The following is an 18,398-nucleotide window of genomic DNA, read 5'->3' on the forward strand; positions in this document are numbered from 1 at the left end:
GGAGGTGAGGGTCCACTGACGGGAGGTCATGCCGCGCTCGGCGGAGAGTCGGCCGAGTCCGCCACGCCGGACGGACGTTCAGCAGCGCCGGGCTGGGCGCGGTGGAAGGTGCGTTCGTCAACCAGTGGCTCGTGCACCTTCGGTGCCGAGGTGACCCACCGCTCAGTGGGCACTGGGCGGCCGGCGATGGTGCGGGCCCAGACCTGGCGCCCGGTGTACTTGACGTTGGCGACGATCCGCCGGACGGCCTTGGCGCTCCACCGCCCGTTCGGCCTGGGGGCCGGGTACTGGCGCAGGTCGCTGTTGAGTCGTGCAGCGATGACAGCGAACGTCAGGCCGTGGTCGGCACGCCAGATGAAAATCTGCTTGACGACCGCGCCGGTCTGCCAGTCCGGGACAAGGACCGCCCGCAGCCTGCTGTGTCCGCTGGGGTCGGTGACCCGGATGCGCAGGGCGCGGTAGCCGTAGGGCGGCGGCCCGACCTGGTAGCCGGCGCGGACGATCTCGACCATCGCCGCTCGGGCGCGGCGGGTGGTGTCGGCGTGGTGCGCGGCGAGCACGGCCCACTGGATGCGGTTGCCGCGGGCATCGACCAGGTCGCCGTCACCGGTCTGGTCGTCCGCATCGACTTCGTGGTCGACGGCGGAGGTACCCGACCGGCCTGCCCACAGGGTTGTCCACAACCGCGAGCACCACGGTGGTCGCGTTTCGGCCACCGGTGTGCCGGTGCAGTGGTGGCGGGCGGCGGCGCGCAGCGCGGTGCGCTTGCGCCGGAACACGGGGTGCCAGCCGCACTCGCGGCAGTACAGGCGCGTGGTCATGCCGCTCGCCTCCCGCGGGGTCGCTCGACGCCGTGGACGATGAACCGGGTGGCTTCGTCCATCGGCCACGGAATGTCGGCTGCTGCGGCGGCGGCGAGTGTGGCGTCGTGGGCGAGCTGGAACACGAGCACCTCGCGGTGCGCGGTGAGCGCGGTCGGCGTCCCGGCGGCGCGTGCGCGGGCGGCGCGGCGCTCGGCAAGTGATGCGCGGGTGACCGGTCGGCTGCCGCGCAGTCCGGCGGTCAGCGCGATGCACCGCTCGACCGGCGCCAGCCCGGCAGAGGTCCCGGTGGCGATGAGCGGTGTGGTCAGGTCGACCAGTGAGCCGTCCGGGTGCCGGAGAGGTCGCGCGACGACGGCGACGTATCCACCGGAACGCAGCAGCGGCTCGCAGTAGAGCAGCGTCGTGGCGAGGTCGGCGAGGGCGGACTCGACCGGGTCGCGGTCCGGACCGCTCACGCGGTCCCGCTCGGTGCGCAGGGTGGTCAGGACGAGTCCGACTCGCCCGATCAACCCGGCGGCCCGAACGGTCGCGAGTACCTTCGGCCGGGCGTCGAGGACCGAGCCGTCGCGCCAGGCGCCCGCGGTCTTGGCGGCGGTGACGTTCGCGCGAGCGAGCGTCCACCACCGGGTGCGGGCGGTCAGTCCGAGCGCGTGACGCCCGGCGCGTAGTGCTGTGGTCAGCACGGTGCCCGCGCCGCAATCCGGGTCGAGAACGAGGTCGCCGGGACGGGTGTAGGTGGCGATCGCGTGGGCGGCGACCGCGGGCGGGATCCGCTCGGTGTCGGTCTCGGTGCCGGGCACACAGCCGGCATCGCGCAGTTGCGCGAGCGGGTCGCGCTGTCCGGTCGGCCAGACCGACAGCGGCGGCATCGGCGGCTCCTCCCCCGGCGGCAGGGGGAGCGGCCAGCGTGCCGTGGGACGGTCATTCATGGGAGGTCTCCTCCCCGTCGGCGACCTCGGTTGGGGCCGGTTGGCGGCTGAACACCAAGAGGTCGTCATGCACCTGGGTGTGCCGAGCGGGCGTCGCGGCCGGTCGCGCTGGAGCCTGCGGTCGGGGGTGCGTCGCCGGGCTCGCGACCGCGAGCGCGCCATCACGGACGGGGATGCGCAGCAGGGCGATGCGATCGAGGTAGCGCAGCCCGGCGCGGTGCGCGGCGCGCACGAGCGAGTCGGCGGGGTCGGTGAGCCGATCACGGGAACGGTCACCATGAGTGATCATGGCGAGGGTGCCGGTCGGGGTCAGTAGACCGGCCCAGTCGGCTGGCCGGAACCAGTCGAGGGTGCGCGGTTCGCTCGCGGTGACGATGAGGTCGTAGCGGTCCGGACCGACGCCGGTCGTGGTCGAGTCCGGTCCGGGACGGTGGTGTGTCGACGGCCCGGCGGGCTGGTCGGTGGTCGGACTGTCGGTGCGCAGTCGGGTCCGGACTCGGACCCGGCCAACGCGTCGCCGAGGCGTTCGTCGACCGCGTCCGGGTGCGCGACGGCGGTCTGGGTTTGGACGCTGCGGCCGAGTCGGACCACGGTCCAGCCCGCTTCGTGTAGTCCGGCGTACGGGCCGGGCCGGGACTGGGTCCGGCTCCCAGTTGGTGACCACGACGCGGGCGGGGCGAGGTAGTGCGCGGGGTCGAGCAAGAGCACTCGCTGGCCAGGCTGGGTGTAGGTCGTGACGATCTTGATGACGGCGGTCAGCAGCCAGTTGACGAGCAGCCCGGTGCCTTCGCGAAGGTCGTCTTGAGCGCACGGCCAGACGGTGCTCGGCCGGGCGGGACGCGGGTGGCGCAGCGTGAGGCGCAGGGTGCGCAGACGCGGTGTTCGCCGCCTCTGCGGGAGCGGGATCGGAACGGTCGGGGGGTCGGTCGGGCCGTGCTCCTGGGAGCGGTCTCCTGGGGAGCCGTGGCCGTGTGGCGGGGTCATTGCGGGTCTCCTCCGACGGATGGGTGCCGTGCGTTCTGACGCCCCTTAACTCCGTATTTCGGCCCCGTTTTGGACACGCCTCACCAAATTTCTTTGGCGCTGCGACGGCGTTCGTCAATCGCGACGCGAAGCGATTCGAAAGGTTCTGCCAAGACCCCCGGCTGCGGAACCCCTTGTTCTGTCGACCCAGGCCGCGGCGGACCGTCTCCTGGACCACTCGCGGCCCGATTTTCAAGATTTTCCCACGCCGCTATGTTGATTTTCAAACTGTCCAGATCGCAGTCCTGCGTGGCTACTAGTGCCGTACTAGTGAGCGACTATAACAGCAGCTCAGTGGCTACTAGCGTCGATCAGCGCACCCTGGCCGGGAGGGGCTTTGTTGATCTTGTTCGTCGCGTTTGCGGGGTTGAAATAGTAGTTCGCTAGTAGCCTCGATGCGGTTTGCTAGTTGGCGCCTAGTAACGGCGTGGTATTTCCGTGGTATCCGTTGTGGCTTCCTGGCTTCGTTGTTGTTCGCATCGACGCCGTGGGAGTCACGACATGGCAGCACAATCCGCTTTTCGTCGCGGTGGCGACGAGGCTGTCCCGAACTCGCTGGATATCGCGCGAGACACGTTTACCTGGTTGGTGACGGGGCCTCATCCGGTGTCGCTGAACGGCAGGCTCTTTCCGGGTCTGCCGGCCCGGCACATCCCCCTGGACGAGGTTCGCGACCGGCTGCTGGCGCGCCGCTGCCCGCAGGCGACACGGGACGCGGTATGGGCGCATCTGGTGCTGCGCTCCCGTACCGAAGGAGCAACCTGGACGGTCGCCGCGGTCGGGGTCGCACTACCCGCGCTGACCTCTGTCACGGCCACCCTGTCCGACCGGTTCGCCGGAGATCCGGCCGACGTGCACGCCGAGGTGATGCGCGGCTTCCTGGCCGCGTTGTCGACCATCGATCTGCGTCCGCCGCGGATCATGCTGAGGCTGCGGTGGGCTGCTTACCGGTCCGGCTACGACGCACTCGCCGAAGCTCTCGCGGGTCCGACACCGGTCGCACCGGGCTTCCGATCGACCCCGCCGCACGAGCCGTGGGGCCACCCGGATCTCGTCCTCGCTCGTGCGGTCGCGGACGGAGTCCTGACCCAGATCGAAGCCGCGCTGATCGGCGCGACTCGGTTGGAACAGGTGCCCGTCGCGGACTGGGCCGAGCAGCACCAAGCCAGCGAGTGGGCGGTCTACAAGACGCGCAAACGTGCCGAACTCCGACTCGCCTCGTACCTGCGCGACGGCGCGGCTGAGACCGATCCGACTGATCCGCTGACCGACCAGGTAGCCACCGCGGTGGCACTAGCGCGCCCGGCGACACCTGCCCGCGACTTGCCGCGATCGTCACTGTCCGTGTCCGTCGCCGACGTCGAGTCGGCGCAAAAAGTTCAGGGTCGCGTGTCCAAAACGAACGCGAAATCCGGAGTTCAGGGCTGCGGGACACACCCGCGCTCAGCCCGACCTTCGGAGGTGCCCCAATGCGCCTGATCGATCGATCCTTCACCGCCGCGAGCGGGCCGCGTAGCGCCCACCTCGATGAGCATCCGCAGCCGCCGACCGAGGCCCCGGCAGCGAGCAAGGCGGACGAACCCGCCAGCAGCGAGCCGGCCAAGGCTCCGATCATTACGCCGGAGGACCGGACGCCGGTACGGCCCACCCGCTGGTCGCACATGGCGCTGATCGTCGAACTGGCGATCCTCGCGCTACTGGCGTCAGCCTCCACGGCTCACGCCGACACGACGGTCGTCGCCCTCGCCGGCTCGGTCACCGACGTCCTGAACAACGTCCGCAACTGGATCATGGGTATCCTCGCGGGCCTCGCGACCGTGTTCCTGTCCATCGGTGGCGTCCGGTACGTGATGGGCGGCGGCGACCCCGGCGAAGTCGAAAAGGCGAAGACCGCGTTCAAGTCCGCTGGGTGGGGCTATGGGCTGGCGGCGCTGGCGCCGCTGGTCGTGGAGATCCTCAAAGGGATCGTGGGGGCCTGACCGATGGCCGTCAGCACCCCGCCCACGGTTCGCCCGCACCGCCGGTCCGGCGGCCGGGTCGCGACTGCTGGCGCCGCGGACCGAGTGATGCTCTCCCCGGTTTCCGCCGCCAGCGCCGACCGGCCGCCGACAGGTCGGTCGCGGCGCTGGCGCGCGGGCTGGATGCTGGCGCTGAGCATCGTCGTGCTCCTGGCCGGCCTCCTCCTCACGGTGAGCGCCTCGGCGCAGCCGACCACACCGCAACCTGACCCCTGCTCAGGCCCCGATCCGAGGCCGATCCCCTGTGCTCCGGCTCCCACACCGCCCCTACCGGCACCCCCAGCACCAACCACGCCTGCGCAGCCGCCGTCCCCAGCGCCGACCACGCCGTGCACCGGTGAGGACTGCATCCCGCAGCCGACCACACCGCCGCCGAACACCGACCCGCAGGAGCCCGGCACCGGCAGCGGCGAGGACGACTCGGACTGTGGCATCACCGACATCGGCGCCTGCATCACCGAGGCCATCAACTCGGCGTTCCGCGGCATCGTCGAAGCCGCACTCTCGCCGATCCTGGACCTGATCGGGCACACCGCGCTGTCCACACCGACGATCAGCGACCTGCCCGGCATCGGCGAGTTGTGGAACAACTCGTGGGAGATCGTGGTCGCCGCCTACGGCCTGCTCGTCCTCCTCGGCGGGATCGTCGTGATGGGGCACGAGAGCGTCCAGGCGCGCTACTCGATCAAGGAGATCGGGCCCCGGATCCCTATCGCGTTCCTGGCGTCGGCGCTGTCGCTGTTCTTCGCCGACAAGATCATTCGTCTGGCCAACGGCTTGACCCTGGGCATCCTCGGGGATGGGGTGAACGCGCCCTCGCTGGGCAGCACCCTGGAGGAGGCGGTTGCTGGCATCGCCACCGGTGGGCTGTTCATCATCCTCGTCGGCCTCGTGCTCGTGGTGCTGGGCCTGGGCCTGTTGGTCGTCTACGTGGTCCGGATCGTCATCACCCTGGTCCTGATCATCTCGGGCCCCTTGTTCTTGATGTGTCACGCCCTGCCGCACACCGACCCGCTGGCGCGCTGGTGGTGGAAGGCCATTGTGGCGGTGCTGGGAATCCAGGTGGCCCAGGCGCTGGTGCTGATCACTGCGGTGCGCACGTTCCTGTCCGGTGGCGTGAATCTGTTCGGCTCGGCGCTGTCCGCGCTCGGCACCCTGGTCGCCGCCATCGCGTTGTTCGCCATCTTGTTCAAGATTCCGTTCTGGTTGCTGAAGGCAGTCAAGGTCAGCTCGGGGCGCTCGCTCCTCGGCGGTTTGATCCGTGCGTACATCGCGGCGAAGACCTTCGGCATGGTCGCCGGGAGGGCTGGCGCGTTCGGCAAGGCCGGTGCCGCCGGTGCCGCGAAGACCGGCGGTGGTGGTCGCGGTGGGGGTGGGTCTGCGGATCCGCCGTGGCCCGCGCAGCCGCGCCTCGCGCCGACCCCGGAGATGGTCAACAAGCGGCTCAAAGCGGCCCAGGACGCCGAGCGCGCCCGCGCGGCCCGTCGGTCGCGGCTGCCCTCGCAGGCTCCGCAGTTCCTGCAGTCCACACCGCAAGACACCATCCACGACCCCGCCGTCACCCCGGCGAACCAGGGACCAGCCATGCCTCCTGAGTTCAGTTCCGCACCCACGCCCGCCACGCCCACGCCACGGCGAGGGCAGCGGCCGGGATCGGCACCCCGATTCCAAGCCGCCGGGAGTCCGCGTCGACGCGGCGCCACCCCGCCACCGGCCCGCCCGATCCGCACCGCGTCGGTGCCCCCGCAACTGCAATTCCGACCCGCCACTCCGTCGGCACCGCAACCGGCACCACCAGCCAGGCCGGCGTCCCCGCCCGCGGCACCGGCGTTCCGGGAGGCGCAGCCCGAGCCCCGCATCGGCGACGCCTACCGACGCACGCAGTCCGCTCCGCCGCCGATGTTCTGCGCACCGAAACCCGCCCCAGGAGGAGGTGACGGGAAATGAGTCAGCCTGTCAGGATTCCCGCCGACGTCGATCGGGAGGACCTGGTGATCGGCCCGCTGACCGCGCGGCAACTGCTCATCCTCGCCATCACCGCGATCGTGCTGTACGGGACGTACACGATCACCCGCGAGTTCGTGCCGCTGGTGGCGTTCCTCATCGTGGCCATCCCGATCGGGGCGACCGCCGCGTTCCTCGCGCTGGGGCAGCGCGACGGCATCACCCTGGACCGGCTGGTCCTCGCGGCGCTGCGGCAGCGGATGAGCCCACAGCACCGGGTGGCCGCGCCGGAAGGCATCCGGTCTGCGCCGGAGTGGCTCGACAAGCAGGTCGCGGGCACGAGCAACGACCGCGCGCAGGGCAAGGCGGGCGCGAACGCCGCAGTGTCGGCGGTGTCTCCGGCAGCGCTGCGCCTGCCCGCCGAGGCTGTCACCGATACCGGCGTGATCGACCTCGGCAAGGACGGCGTAGCCGTGGTGGCGGTGTGCTCCACGATCAACTTCGGACTGCGCACACCACAGGAACAAGAGAGCCTCGTCACCTCGTTCGGGCGGTATCTGCATTCGCTCACCGCGCCGGTGCAGGTCCTGGTCCGTGCCGAACGGCTGGATCTGTCCGGGCAGATCGCCGAGCTCCGCGAACAGGCCGGGGGGCTGCCGCACCCAGCGCTGGAGCAGGCAGCGCGGGAACACGCCGAATACCTCGACCAGCTCGGCCGCGCCACCGACCTGCTGCGCCGCCAGGTGCTGCTGATCCTGCGCGAACCGCTGCTCGCCACAGGCCCGAGCGATGGGCTCGGGGGCACGTCGCCCTTGGCCGCGTTGACCGCGAAGCGCAAGGCCGCCAAGCAGGCCGCGTTGGTCGACGACGCCACCCGACGGGCCGCCGAGGCGCGGCTCGTGCGCCGGCTCGGCGAGGCGGTCGAGCTGCTCTCGCCCTCGGGGATCGTGGTCACCCCGCTGGACGACGGACAGGCCACCGCAGTGCTCGCCGCGGCGTGCAACCCGGACTCGCTGATCCCGCCGAGCGCCGGGCTGGCCGGGTCGGACGAGGTCATCACCACCGCCCCGGACGAGGGCTGGGACACCGCCGCGTTCGGCCGCTCTGTGCTCACCGCCGCCGAGGAGTTTCCCGACGGCGAGGACGCCAGGGACGACGGCTTCGACGACGAGGCCGAGGACCCCGACGACTACGAGAACTCTGCGGGGAGGTACCGCTGATGAAGACCAAGGCCAAGCGCCGTGGACACAAGACACCCGCCGCCCAGCCGTCGCTCGGGCGAGCCGGCGCGTTCACCCCGGACGCCATCTCGGTCCGTCCCCGAGCGCTGGAAGTCGGCGGCGAATGGGTGTCGAGCTTCGCCGTCGTTGGCTACCCGCGCGAGGTGCACCCCGGCTGGTTGCAGCCGCTGCTGACCTACCCCGGACGGGTTGACGTCTCTCTGCACATCGAGCCGATCGACCCGGTCACAGCCTCCAACCGGCTGAAGAAGCAGCTGTCGAAACTCGAAAGCGGTCGCCGGCACACCAGCGAGAAGGGCCGACTGATCGACCCGCAGGTCGAAGCGGCCACCGAAGACGCCTACGACCTCAGCTCACGGGTTGCGCGCGGCGAGGGCAAGCTCTACCGGCTCGGGCTCTACCTGACCGTGCACGCCCCGACCGAGGAAGCCCTCGGCGACGAGGTCGCCGCGATCCGGTCACTGGCGGCCAGCCTGCTGCTGGACTGCAAACCGACCACCTACCGTAGCCTGCAAGGCTGGATCACCAGCTTGCCCATGGGCCTGGACCTCGTCGGGATGCGTAGGACATTCGACACCTCGGCGTTGAGCGCAGCGTTCCCGTTCACCTCACCGGACCTGCCACCGCAGGACCCGACCTCAGTCGGCGCGCCGAGCGGAGTGCTCTACGGCTTCAACGTCGGCTCCCAGGGGCTGGTCCATCACGACCGGTTCACCCTGGACAACCACAACAGCGTGATCCTCGGCCGGTCCGGCGCGGGCAAGAGCTATCTCGTCAAGCTGGAGGCGCTGCGTTCCCTGTACCGCGGGATCGAGATCCACGTCATCGACCCCGAGGACGAGTACGCCCGGCTGGCCGCCGCGGTCGGCGGCACGTATGTCCACCTCGGTGCCGAGCAGGTCCGCCTTAACCCGATGGATTTGCCGATCCACACTCGCCCGGACGGGCGGCGCACCGCACCCCGCGACGCGCTGATCCGCCGGTCGCTGTTCCTGCACACCGTCATCACGGTGCTATTGGGCAGCGAGCTCGCGGCGACCGAGCGGGCAGCGCTGGACCGGGCGATCACCGCGACCTACCAGCGCGTCGGTATCACGTCGGATCCGCGGACCTGGACGCGCCCGGCGCCGCTGCTGGCCGACCTCGCCGAGGTGCTCGCCGACAGCGGCGACACGGCTGGCGTCGAGCTGGCGGCACGGCTACACCCGTATGTCACCGGCGCGTTTTCCGGGCTGTTCTCCGGCCCCACCTCGACGCGACCGGAGGGCCACCTGGTGGTGTTCTCGCTGCGGGATCTCGCCGACGAACTCAAGCCCATCGGCACCCTGCTGACCCTGGACGCAGTGTGGCGACAGGTCTCCAATCCGGCCATCCGCAAGCCGAGGTTGGTCGTGGTCGATGAGGCGTGGCTGCTGATGAAGGAGCCCGCGGGGGCCGAGTTCCTGTTCCGCATGGCTAAGGCGAGCCGCAAGCAGTGGGCGGGTCTCACGGTGGCCACGCAGGACACCGCCGACGTGCTGGGCTCGGACCTGGGCAAGGCCGTCGTCGCGAACGCGGCGACGCAGATCTTGCTGCGGCAAGCCTCGCAGGCGATCGACGAGATCACCCGCACCTTCGACCTCTCGATGGGTGAGCGCCAGTTCCTGCTCTCCGCTGACCGCGGTCAGGGCCTCTTGTCAACCGGGACACAGCGGGTGGCGTTCCAGTCCATTGCTTCACCGGTCGAGCATCACCTGGTCACCTCGAACCCCGCAGAACTCGCCGAGTATTCCGACACCTCGTCGGGAACCGAGAACTCCTTCGTCGAACTCGGCGCGGATGACACCACAGGAATCGCGGACTCGTTCGACGACGGCGACGCGTCGCAGATCGAACTCGACGCCGCTTAATCGCCGTACCACTCCCATTCATCCGCCTCGCCGAATCACATCCAGGGGACAATCATGCCTGCATCACTGCCCATGCCCGCTACCGTTCGCCGACCCGCTCGCCTGCTCACGCAGAACAGTGAAATGCGCCAGATCGGCGTGTGGAACTGGTCGCTGCCCGCCTGGGCCGGGCGGCTCCCCGACGGCCGCACCTACAACACCTGCCCCAGCGCAGGGATCTGTGCCCAGGCGTGCTACGCCCGCCACGGCACCTACACCTGGCCGGTCGTCCGCGCCAAACACCAAGCGAACCTGATGTTCGTCCTCGACGACCTGGTCGGCTGGCGGACCGCCATGCTCGCCGAACTCGGCGCGGCCAAATTCCGCGGCGCCTGGATCAGAATTCACGATAGCGGCGACTTCTTCAGCGACGACTACCTCCAGGCATGGCTGGACATCTGCCGCGCCCGACCCGACACGAATTTCTACGCATACACCAAAGAGGTTTCCCGTTTTCGTGCGCTCGTGGAACCAGGCCCACCGTCGAATTTCTTGTGGGTCTATTCCTTCGGTGGCACCCAGGACGCTGCACTGAATCCGGACGTGGATCGGGTCGCCGACGTCTTTCCCGACGAAGTCGCCATCGCCGAGGCGGGGTGGGCCTCGCAGGAAGCCAGCGACCTCCTCGCGGTCCTCGGCCCGCGGCTGGTCGGTGTGCCGGCCAATCGCATTCCCGCCTACCTCAAGAGGCTGGCTGGCCGCCGGTTCTCCGAGTGGCAGGCCGAGGTCGACGCCGAACGCGCCGCCCGCAGGGGTCGCCGGCACCTGCGGCTGGTCGTCGACAACACCCGCCCCGACACCGGCCAGCAGTCCGCGGCCGAGCCCAGCCCTCAGCGAGTCGGCCGGCCGCGGGCGGCCTGACCACGAGCCCACCCAGTCATTCGCAACCCGTCACGCCGACCGCTTCCGTGAGGAGGTCCCCATGTCCTGGCCGATCACCACCGCACCCGTATCCACCCCCGTTCCTCCGCGCGCCGAGCAGGCCGCGGACGTGCTCGCCTCACCGGTCGGCGACTACCTGCGCGACCCACTTGGCGCGTTCGAGAACGTGCTGGCTCACCTGCGCGACCTCGCCCTGACCTGGGGCCCGATCGCGGGCCCGATCCTCGCGGTCGCCGTGACCGCCGCGGTCATCGCGCGGCGCCGATGGCGCCGCCGCTACCACGAGAAGCTGGTCACCGACGCCCGCGCGGTCACCGTGCTCGCGCCGCCAACGGTCGATCCGTCCGGGGCGATCACCGTGTGGTCCAACCTGGTCGGCTTGTTGAGACCGGGGTGGCTGCGCAGGTTCAGTGGGCAGCCGCACTTGACCTTCGAGCTGACGTTCACCGACGACGGTGTGCAGATCCGTCTGTGGGTTCCGGGCCTCGTGCCGCCGGGCATGGTGGAGCGCGCCATCGAAGCCGCCTGGCCCGGCGCGCACACCCGCACCACCCCCGCCAAGCCCCCGATCCCGACCACCGCAGCGGCAGGCCGGCAGATCGAAGCGGTCGGCGGCGAGCTACGGCTGGCGCGCTCGGAAGCGCTACCGATCCGCACCGACCACCCGGCTGACCCGATCCGGGCGATGCTCGGCGCGCCAGTCGGGCTCGGCCCGCACGAACGAGCCTGCGTGCAGATCCTCGCCCGCCCGGTCGCCGGCCACCGGGTCACCAAGGCACGGCGGGCAGCCCGACGCGTGCACGCCGGAAGCTCGGTCAACCTGGTCGGCCGACTGCTCGACATCCTCACGCCCGGCAAGACCCCGAAGCCGTCCACCAACACGCGGACGCCAGGGTTGGATCGGCAGACCAGCCTGGAGTACGCCGCCCAAGACCACGCGGTCGTGGAGAAGCTGCGGGCGAACCAGTTCGAGACCCGCATCCGCTACGCGGTGGCCACCACCCGCCCCGACGACGCGACGTCCGGCGAGATCCAGGCAGTGCGGGAGGTGCTGCGGGGCCGTGGTCACGCAATCGCCAGTTCGTTCGCGGCCTACGCCGAGCACAACTACTACCGCCGGGTCCGGCTCCACCGCGACCCGGTCGCGGTGCTGGCCGAGCGCCGGCTGGGCACAGGGGACCTGCTCTCGATCCCGGAGTTGGCCGCGATTGCGCACTTGCCGATCGACGAAGCCACGCCCGGCCTGCAGCGGGCCGGCGCGAAGGCCGTGCCGCCCCCACCGGGTATCGCCACGACCGGCGAGCAGATCAAGCCGCTCGGGCTGTCCGACTCCGGACACTCTCGTCCGGTCGGGCTGCACGTCGCCGACGCCCGCCACCATCTGCACATCCTCGGCGCCACCGGCTCCGGCAAGTCCGAGCTAATGGCTCGGCTGATCCTGGCCGACGCCGAGGTCGGCCGTGGCGTGGTCGTGGTCGACCCGAAGGGCGACCTCGTGTCGGACATCTTGATGCGGCTGCCCGAGGAACTCGGCGAGAAGGTCGTGCTGTTCGACGCCGACTCCCGCGCCCGCCCGCCGGTGCTCAACCCCTTGGAAGGAGCGGACAAGGCCCGCGCGGTCGACAACCTCGTGTCGATCTTCTCCCGGATCTACGCCTCCTCGTGGGGGCCGCGCACCGACGACATCCTCCGTGCCGGGTTGCTCACCCTGACCGCGATGCCCGGCACGCCGACGTTGGTCGATCTGCCCAAACTGCTCACGGTGCCGGCGTTCCGAGCTCGTGCCTGCGATCAGATCGACGACGACGTGCTCAAGGGCTTCTGGTCCTGGTACGACGACCTCTCCGAAGCCAGCCGCGCGCAAGTGATCGCGCCACTGATGAACAAAATCCGCGGCTTCCTCCTACGTCCCTTCGTCCGCGCCGCCATCGCAGGCGGCACCTCCACGGTGGATATGGACGAGGTGCTCAACACCGGCGGCATCTGCCTGGTCCGGATCGCCCGCGACGCCCTGGGCATGGAAACCGCACGACTGGTCGGCTCGATCGTCGTCGCCCGCACCTGGCAAGCCGCAACCCGCCGAGCCCGTATCCCGCAGCGTCAACGTCATGACTGCGGGTTGTACGTGGACGAGTGCCACAACTTCTTAAATCTCGCCTACCCACTCGAAGACATGTTGGCGGAAGCACGGGGCTACCGCCTGTCGATGACGTTGGCGCACCAGTACCTCGGACAGCTACCGAACGAGCTCGAAGAGGGCATCAGCACCAACGCTCGGTCGAAGATCTTCTTCAACGCCAGTCCCGAAGACGCGAAGCGGCTGGCCCGGCACACCATGCCGCGGCTGAGCGATCACGACCTGTCCAATCTCGGCGTCTACCACGTCGCTGCCCGCCTCGTCTTGGGCGGCGAGGAAGCAGCGCCGTTCACCGCGGTCACCGAGAAGCTCCCGCCTGCGGTTCCCGGACGCGCCAAGGCAATCCGCCAAGCAGCCAGGGTCAACACGCGCCCACCGGTCACCGACACCGGCGCGGGCCAAGCCGGACAGCCCACCATGGACCCACGCCGCGCCGCTTGACCCGTCGGATCTCGTTCTTCGGCGACGCAGGCCGCTCACCCTGGCGCACGTCCCCGGTCCGGTGAGCCCGCCTGCGTTGCCTTCGTCCTCACCCGCTCCTGCCCACGACTGGCGAAAGGCAGGTATCTCAACTGTGCAGTATTCACTCCGCAGCCTCCATCCGATCCTCTTCGAGGGCAAGCCAGTCTTCCTGGCGCTGCAGCTGCCCCCCGCGGCGTTCCCAGCGAGTACCTGCGACATCAGTAAAAATCGTCGTGAGGTGCATGTTCTTGAAAGCTTTCTCTAAACCCGGAGGAAAAAGGAGTCCATGATCGCGCTGTTCGAGTACTTCGACGCAATAAGCAGCTCCTTCTCGAATCCATTCACCCACTCCGTCCTCGCATCGCGGCTCAGAGGTTGGACCCACATTCCCGAACTCACAATCGCCGATCAGACCCGTATGTTCACCCTCGGGGACAGGACGCATTTTTCGATAGATTCCTGGCCATTTCACGGGGTCGTCGAGATCCCACGAAACGTACACGTCGTAAACCGGCATGTCGCCCGCGTTGTGGACCATCACGACCCATGAATCACCAAGGTCCTCAAGCCATACGCAAAAATTTGCAGCATGCTCTCGGGCTCGAAGCTCCACTGATTCGTTGAGCTGTTTTTTCTGCATTTCGAAGCTCTGCCAAGCCGCCCGAACACCGCGATAGGCGCATACGACAGCGACTATTGAAAGGCAAGTCGACGAAACAGAAGCTAGCGCCGAGAGTACTTCCGTCCACTTAACAACCATCACTCATCCAATTGTTCATTCTTCTCACCGGGCAGTCGAGATGGACAACATTATCCGCCAAGACGAGTCGCGCTGAACCAGGCGCCACAGAAGCCACCAGACCGTTGTATCAGACACAACAATGATGTGCTCACGTACACCGCCATAGGTCAGCGCCGCGATCATCTGTAGCCGTGGCCGCCACCCAAACATTCTGACCAGCAAGAACAGCGATCACTCCACCTTGTCCAAGGTTGCAATAGATGCGATTCCGCTCATTTGTCCAGGAGGTGCCCACTCATGATCTCGAATCCCACGCCCCAGCGGGCCTTGCGCGGACACATGCCCCAGCGTCCCACTCCGCGGGCAGCCACCACCGGGGAGCACCACGCCCAGCTGGCCGGGCGACTCACCCTTCGGGACCGGTGGCTGACCCGAATGCTGCACGAGCACAAAGTGCTCACCACCCAGCAGATCGTTGAGCTCTGCTACCCGAGCATGCGCGCGGCCAACCACCGCTTGCTCGACCTGTTCAAGTGGCGCGTCGTCGACCGCTTCCAGCCGTTCGTCAGCTCCGGCACCGCCCCGATGCACTACGTGCTCGACATCGCCGGCTCGGTCGCCCTTGCCTACGAGGACGGCCTGGACCCCAAGCAACTCGGCTACCGCCACGAAGACGCCATCGGCATCGCCCACTCACTGCGCCTAGCCCACACCGTCGGCGTCAACGGCTTCTTCACCACCCTCGTCGCGCTTAGCCGACGTCCCGGCGCCCGCGGACAGCTCACCGCTTGGTGGTCCGAGCTGCGCTGCGGCCGGCTGTTCGGCGACATGGTCCGCCCCGACGCCTACGGCCGCTGGCGCGAAGACGGCCACCGGATCGAGTTTTTCCTCGAATTCGACTTCGGCACCGAAGACCTCGGCAAACTCGCCCACAAGCTCCACGGCTACGAAAAGCTCGCCACCGCAACGGGAATCACCACGCCCGTCCTGGTGTGGCTGCCCACCAACCGCCGCGAAACCACCGCGCGCCGGGCATTCGTTGACGCGCTGTGCCAGTTGGACCATCCCACCCTCGTGCCAGTGGCCACCAGCACCGCCGACATCGCCGACATCGCCGGCGAGAACAACCCAACGGTCCCCCGATGGTTGCCGGTCGCCGGTTCGTCGTCCCGACGGCCGGGTCGGCTTCGGCTTGTCGAACTCGCCCAGCTCTGGCCCCAGATCGATGGGCCCACCACGGCGCCATCGTCGACCGCGGCTCAGGCCCAGCAGGCGCCTGCGGAACCGGCCGCGCCGGACCCGCTCCCGCCACCCCTACCCACAAGCCGCTTCCGGAGGTGACCTATGAAGATCGCCATCGCCGCGGTCGCGGCCATCATCGCTATCCCCATACTGATCGGCGGTATCGGCAAAGCCATCGTGAGCGCCCTGGTTGGCACCGGTGGCACCGAACCCAGCCAGGCGGCGCTCGCCGAGATCCCCAACGACTACCTGGCGCTCTACCGAGCCGCAGCCTCGGTGTGTCCAGGGCTGGACTGGACGATCCTCGCCGCTATCGGTGATGCCGAGTCTAAGCACGGGCGCGGCTCCGGCAAGGGCATCAAGGACGGCGAGAACCACATGGGAGCAGGTGGCCCCATGCAGTTCCTCAAGCCAACCTTCAACGGCGTCATCGCGCGACACACGATCCCGGCCGGAGGCGCGAACCCACCCTCGCGCTACAACCCGCACGACGCCATTTACGCTGCTGCGTTCTACCTTTGCGACTCCGGAGCACAGCAGGACATCCGGAAAGCACTGTTCGCCTACAACCATTCCGACCAGTACGTCAATAGCGTTCTGGCACAAGCAAAGCGGTACGGCACGACTACCGTCGGAACCGGAGACTGCAACAAGATCCAGGCACCGACCCCGGCCGCGATCGCGGCGATCAACTTCGCCTGCGGCCAACTCGGCCTGCCCTACGTGTGGGGCGGCAACGGACCAGCCGGCGGCCACGCTGGCTTCGACTGCTCCGGCCTCACCAAAGCCGCCTACAACGCCGCCGGAATCTCCCTACCCCGCACGGCACAGACACAATACAATGTTGGACCACTAGTGCCCGCCGGCCAACCACTGCTCCCCGGTGACCTGGTCTTCTACGGCACACCCAGCAACGTTCACCACGTCGGCCTGTACATCGGCGCGGGAAAGATGGTGCACGCTCCGACGTTCGGTGAGCTGGTCCAGATCAGCTCATACCGCTGGAGCGGAGACGACTACCTCGCAGCGTCCCGTCCGACCAACTGACCATTATTGCATTTGATCTAATGTTGGCGGGTCTGTCTGAAGATCACGACACTCCCCGAAACAGTCGAGGCTGGACCGCTTCCTATTATAGTTCAGGCGGGCAAGAGTGGGATGGCGTTCGCTGGACGAACGATGCGATCGAGGCGCACTTCGGGCCGCTGCGTACCTTTGTGATTGCTGGCTCCGACCACCCCAACCACACCGTGCTCGCCGCCCAACGCTGCGAACGCGCCCGCATCCGCAGCGAAAGGGATCCGCGGGGACGGCCGGCCCCTCACCCAGCCGCCTGACCACCCCGGCCAGCCTAGCCCGGATCTTGCGTGGGCTGATGGGTTGGTCTGGGCTGGTTCGGGATTGGTGTTTTGGGCGGTTGCTGTGTGGTGAGGGCATGATCGGGTGGCCCGTTCAGCGGGCTGCTGCCGGGTTCCACAGGCCCGGGGATGGTTGGTCCTTGTCTCGTAGGGTCGGGTTGCCGCTGGTCAACCGGGATGCAGGCGAGTCAGCGCCGTGATGATCAATTCGGTCCAGGGCCAGTGCGTGGTGAGCTGGAGCCGCGTCCGGCGGGCATGGCGGGCCAGCCGCGCGGCGACGGAGAACAGTCGCAGGCGAAGCCGTTTGGGCTCCCAGCGGCGCGCTTCGTGAGCTGTCAGGGCGAGCATCTGCGTCCACGCGATCAGCTCGGTGGCCAGGCACACGATCTCGATCCAGATCCGGTTGGCGTCGAAGCCGTGCAGGGGCAGGTTGGCCAGGCCGGTGTTCTTGGCAGTGCGGATGCGGTCCTCGCAGCGGGCGCGGCGGCGGTGCCGTAGTTCCAGATCCGCCAGCTGACCACGGCGGGTGTTGGTGCCGAACGCGGTCAGCCGCAGGCCGTCGCGGTCGGTGAACCGGAGCTGAGCGCCGGGGTGCGGGCGTTCCTTCCTGACGATCACGCGCATGCCCGGCGGCCAGTCGGTCAGGTCGAGCAGTCCGGTCAGCTCGGCCACCCAGGCCCCGTCCCGGACCTGTCCGTCGGCGTCGTAGGCGGGTGTCCACACGTGCGCGGGGATGAGGTCGGCCGCGGCGGCGGTGGTCTCGGTCAGGCCGAACCCGACCGAGTATTGCAGCCGCCGTTGGTGGCAGTACCGCACGAAGTCGTGGGTGCCGCCGCCGGAATCGGTGCGCACCAACACCTTCTGGCCCACCCGATACCCCGGCCGGAAGGGGAGTTGGTCCAGCGCTGCGGCCAGTACCCGCCTGTGGTCGGCAGCGGTGTTGGAACCGGCGTTACCCGGCCGCAGCAGGATCGCCAAGGGTTCGCCGGTGCCGGCGGCGCCGTGATCGGCCCACGAGCCCAGCGGGTGGAAGCCGTAGCCCTTCTTGAACGTCGGCGCGGCGTGTTCCTTGTCCGAGTGCGCGTCCAGCAAGGTCGCGTCCAGATCGATGATCAGCGGATGGTCGGCGTCGATGCCGTGACCCGGGGAGTGTTCGCCAGCACGATCCCAGGCCACCGCCCGTGCTGACGCGCGTGCCGAACGGAGGGCCGCCAGCGCTTTCGACGCATCGGCGGCCAGCGCGGTGACCATTCGTGACACCGTCGGATCCGAGGCGACGACACCGAACACCCCTGGCTCGGCACGCAGCATTCCGACATCGGCCAGGCAATCCCCGCCCAACGCCGCGGTGACGGCCAAGTCCAGCACGATCTTGCCTGGATCATGCACCGCGGCCGGTTTGCGCCACGGCGCCAACACCTCAGACATCCCGCCGGTCAGCCCCACCGCCTCAGCGGTACGCAGCAACAACACCGCCCCGGCCTGCGACACGACACCCGAACCAGACCCGTCCGCGACCAGCCTCGGGTAGGGCGAACTATGCTTACTCACCTGAATGGTGCTCCTGAACTGCGACCGATACGACCTTCGACAAGCCGTATTATCGCAGCTCAGAGCACCATTCTCTGTTAATGGCACACTCCGAACCCGCACTGCCATGAAAGCCCC

At 68.8% G+C, this 18,398-nt stretch carries 14 protein-coding genes; 9 read left to right on the top strand and 5 right to left on the bottom strand.

Translation table 11 applies throughout. The features are described from left to right. Window positions 1-26: 26 nt before the first annotated feature. From FB471_RS23955 to FB471_RS34225, 3 genes are read right to left on the bottom strand one after another with little or no spacing between them, the layout of a single operon-like run. Complete coding sequence (locus FB471_RS23955) at window positions 27-821, bottom strand: recombinase family protein (protein ID WP_142000618.1); 795 nt, start codon at window positions 819-821, stop codon at window positions 27-29. Further along, window positions 818-1,753 (bottom strand): DNA methyltransferase, encoded by a 936-nt coding sequence (locus FB471_RS23960; RefSeq protein WP_170220908.1) that lies wholly within the window; start codon window positions 1,751-1,753, stop codon window positions 818-820. Before FB471_RS23960 ends, FB471_RS23955 begins: the two co-directional genes overlap by 4 nt. Continuing rightward, a complete protein-coding gene (locus FB471_RS34225) occupies window positions 1,746-2,042 on the bottom strand; it encodes a hypothetical protein (protein ID WP_170220909.1) in 297 nt (98 codons plus the stop codon). Before FB471_RS34225 ends, FB471_RS23960 begins: the two co-directional genes overlap by 8 nt. A 1,322-nt stretch (window positions 2,043-3,364) precedes the next feature. On the opposite strand from FB471_RS34225, the gene FB471_RS23965 reads away from it, so the two are divergent. From FB471_RS23965 to FB471_RS23995, 7 genes are all read left to right on the top strand, one after another. Then, complete coding sequence (locus FB471_RS23965; protein WP_246076746.1) at window positions 3,365-4,255, top strand: hypothetical protein; 891 nt, start codon at window positions 3,365-3,367, stop codon at window positions 4,253-4,255. A 182-nt stretch (window positions 4,256-4,437) separates the two neighbouring features. Further along, the gene (locus tag FB471_RS23970) at window positions 4,438-4,755 is read left to right on the top strand and encodes a pilin (RefSeq protein ID WP_142002389.1); all 318 of its coding nucleotides are present in this window, start codon (window positions 4,438-4,440) and stop codon (window positions 4,753-4,755) included. A gap of 87 nt (window positions 4,756-4,842) precedes the next feature. Then, a complete protein-coding gene (locus FB471_RS23975; RefSeq protein ID WP_246076546.1) occupies window positions 4,843-6,741 on the top strand; it encodes a TrbL/VirB6 family protein in 1,899 nt (632 codons plus the stop codon). After that, a complete protein-coding gene (locus FB471_RS23980; RefSeq protein WP_142000622.1) occupies window positions 6,738-7,958 on the top strand; it encodes a PrgI family protein in 1,221 nt (406 codons plus the stop codon). The genes FB471_RS23975 and FB471_RS23980 overlap by 4 nt, the downstream gene beginning before the upstream one ends. Continuing rightward, window positions 7,958-9,868 carry a VirB4 family type IV secretion system protein gene (locus tag FB471_RS23985; RefSeq protein WP_142000623.1) on the top strand — a complete coding sequence of 637 codons (1,911 nt, stop codon included), beginning with the start codon at window positions 7,958-7,960 and terminating at the stop codon, window positions 9,866-9,868. Before FB471_RS23980 ends, FB471_RS23985 begins: the two co-directional genes overlap by 1 nt. Window positions 9,869-9,922: 54 nt before the next feature. After that, window positions 9,923-10,768, top strand: coding sequence for a GP88 family protein (locus FB471_RS23990; RefSeq protein ID WP_142000624.1), 846 nt, complete (start codon window positions 9,923-9,925; stop codon window positions 10,766-10,768). Window positions 10,769-10,829: 61 nt separating this feature from the next. Further along, complete coding sequence (locus FB471_RS23995; RefSeq protein WP_142000625.1) at window positions 10,830-13,367, top strand: DUF8128 domain-containing protein; 2,538 nt, start codon at window positions 10,830-10,832, stop codon at window positions 13,365-13,367. 142 nt (window positions 13,368-13,509) lie between these two features. On the opposite strand, the gene FB471_RS24000 is transcribed toward FB471_RS23995, so the two are convergent. Beyond that, window positions 13,510-14,151, bottom strand: a complete 642-nt coding sequence (locus FB471_RS24000; RefSeq protein WP_142000626.1) for a hypothetical protein — start codon at window positions 14,149-14,151, stop codon at window positions 13,510-13,512. Between the two features lie 414 nt (window positions 14,152-14,565). On the opposite strand from FB471_RS24000, the gene FB471_RS24005 reads away from it, so the two are divergent. Further along, window positions 14,566-15,471 (top strand): replication-relaxation family protein, encoded by a 906-nt coding sequence (locus FB471_RS24005; protein WP_246076548.1) that lies wholly within the window; start codon window positions 14,566-14,568, stop codon window positions 15,469-15,471. A 3-nt stretch (window positions 15,472-15,474) separates the two neighbouring features. Further along, window positions 15,475-16,419: a C40 family peptidase gene (locus FB471_RS24010; protein WP_142000628.1), complete on the top strand. Its 945-nt coding sequence runs from the start codon at window positions 15,475-15,477 to the stop codon at window positions 16,417-16,419. A 479-nt stretch (window positions 16,420-16,898) separates the two neighbouring features. Here FB471_RS24010 and FB471_RS24020 read toward each other — a convergent pair whose 3' ends face one another. Continuing rightward, a complete protein-coding gene (locus FB471_RS24020) occupies window positions 16,899-18,281 on the bottom strand; it encodes an IS1380 family transposase (protein WP_141996488.1) in 1,383 nt (460 codons plus the stop codon). Window positions 18,282-18,398: the final 117 nt, after the last annotated feature.

This window comes from Amycolatopsis cihanbeyliensis, assembly GCF_006715045.1.
GTDB classification, from domain to species: domain Bacteria; phylum Actinomycetota; class Actinomycetes; order Mycobacteriales; family Pseudonocardiaceae; genus Amycolatopsis; species Amycolatopsis cihanbeyliensis.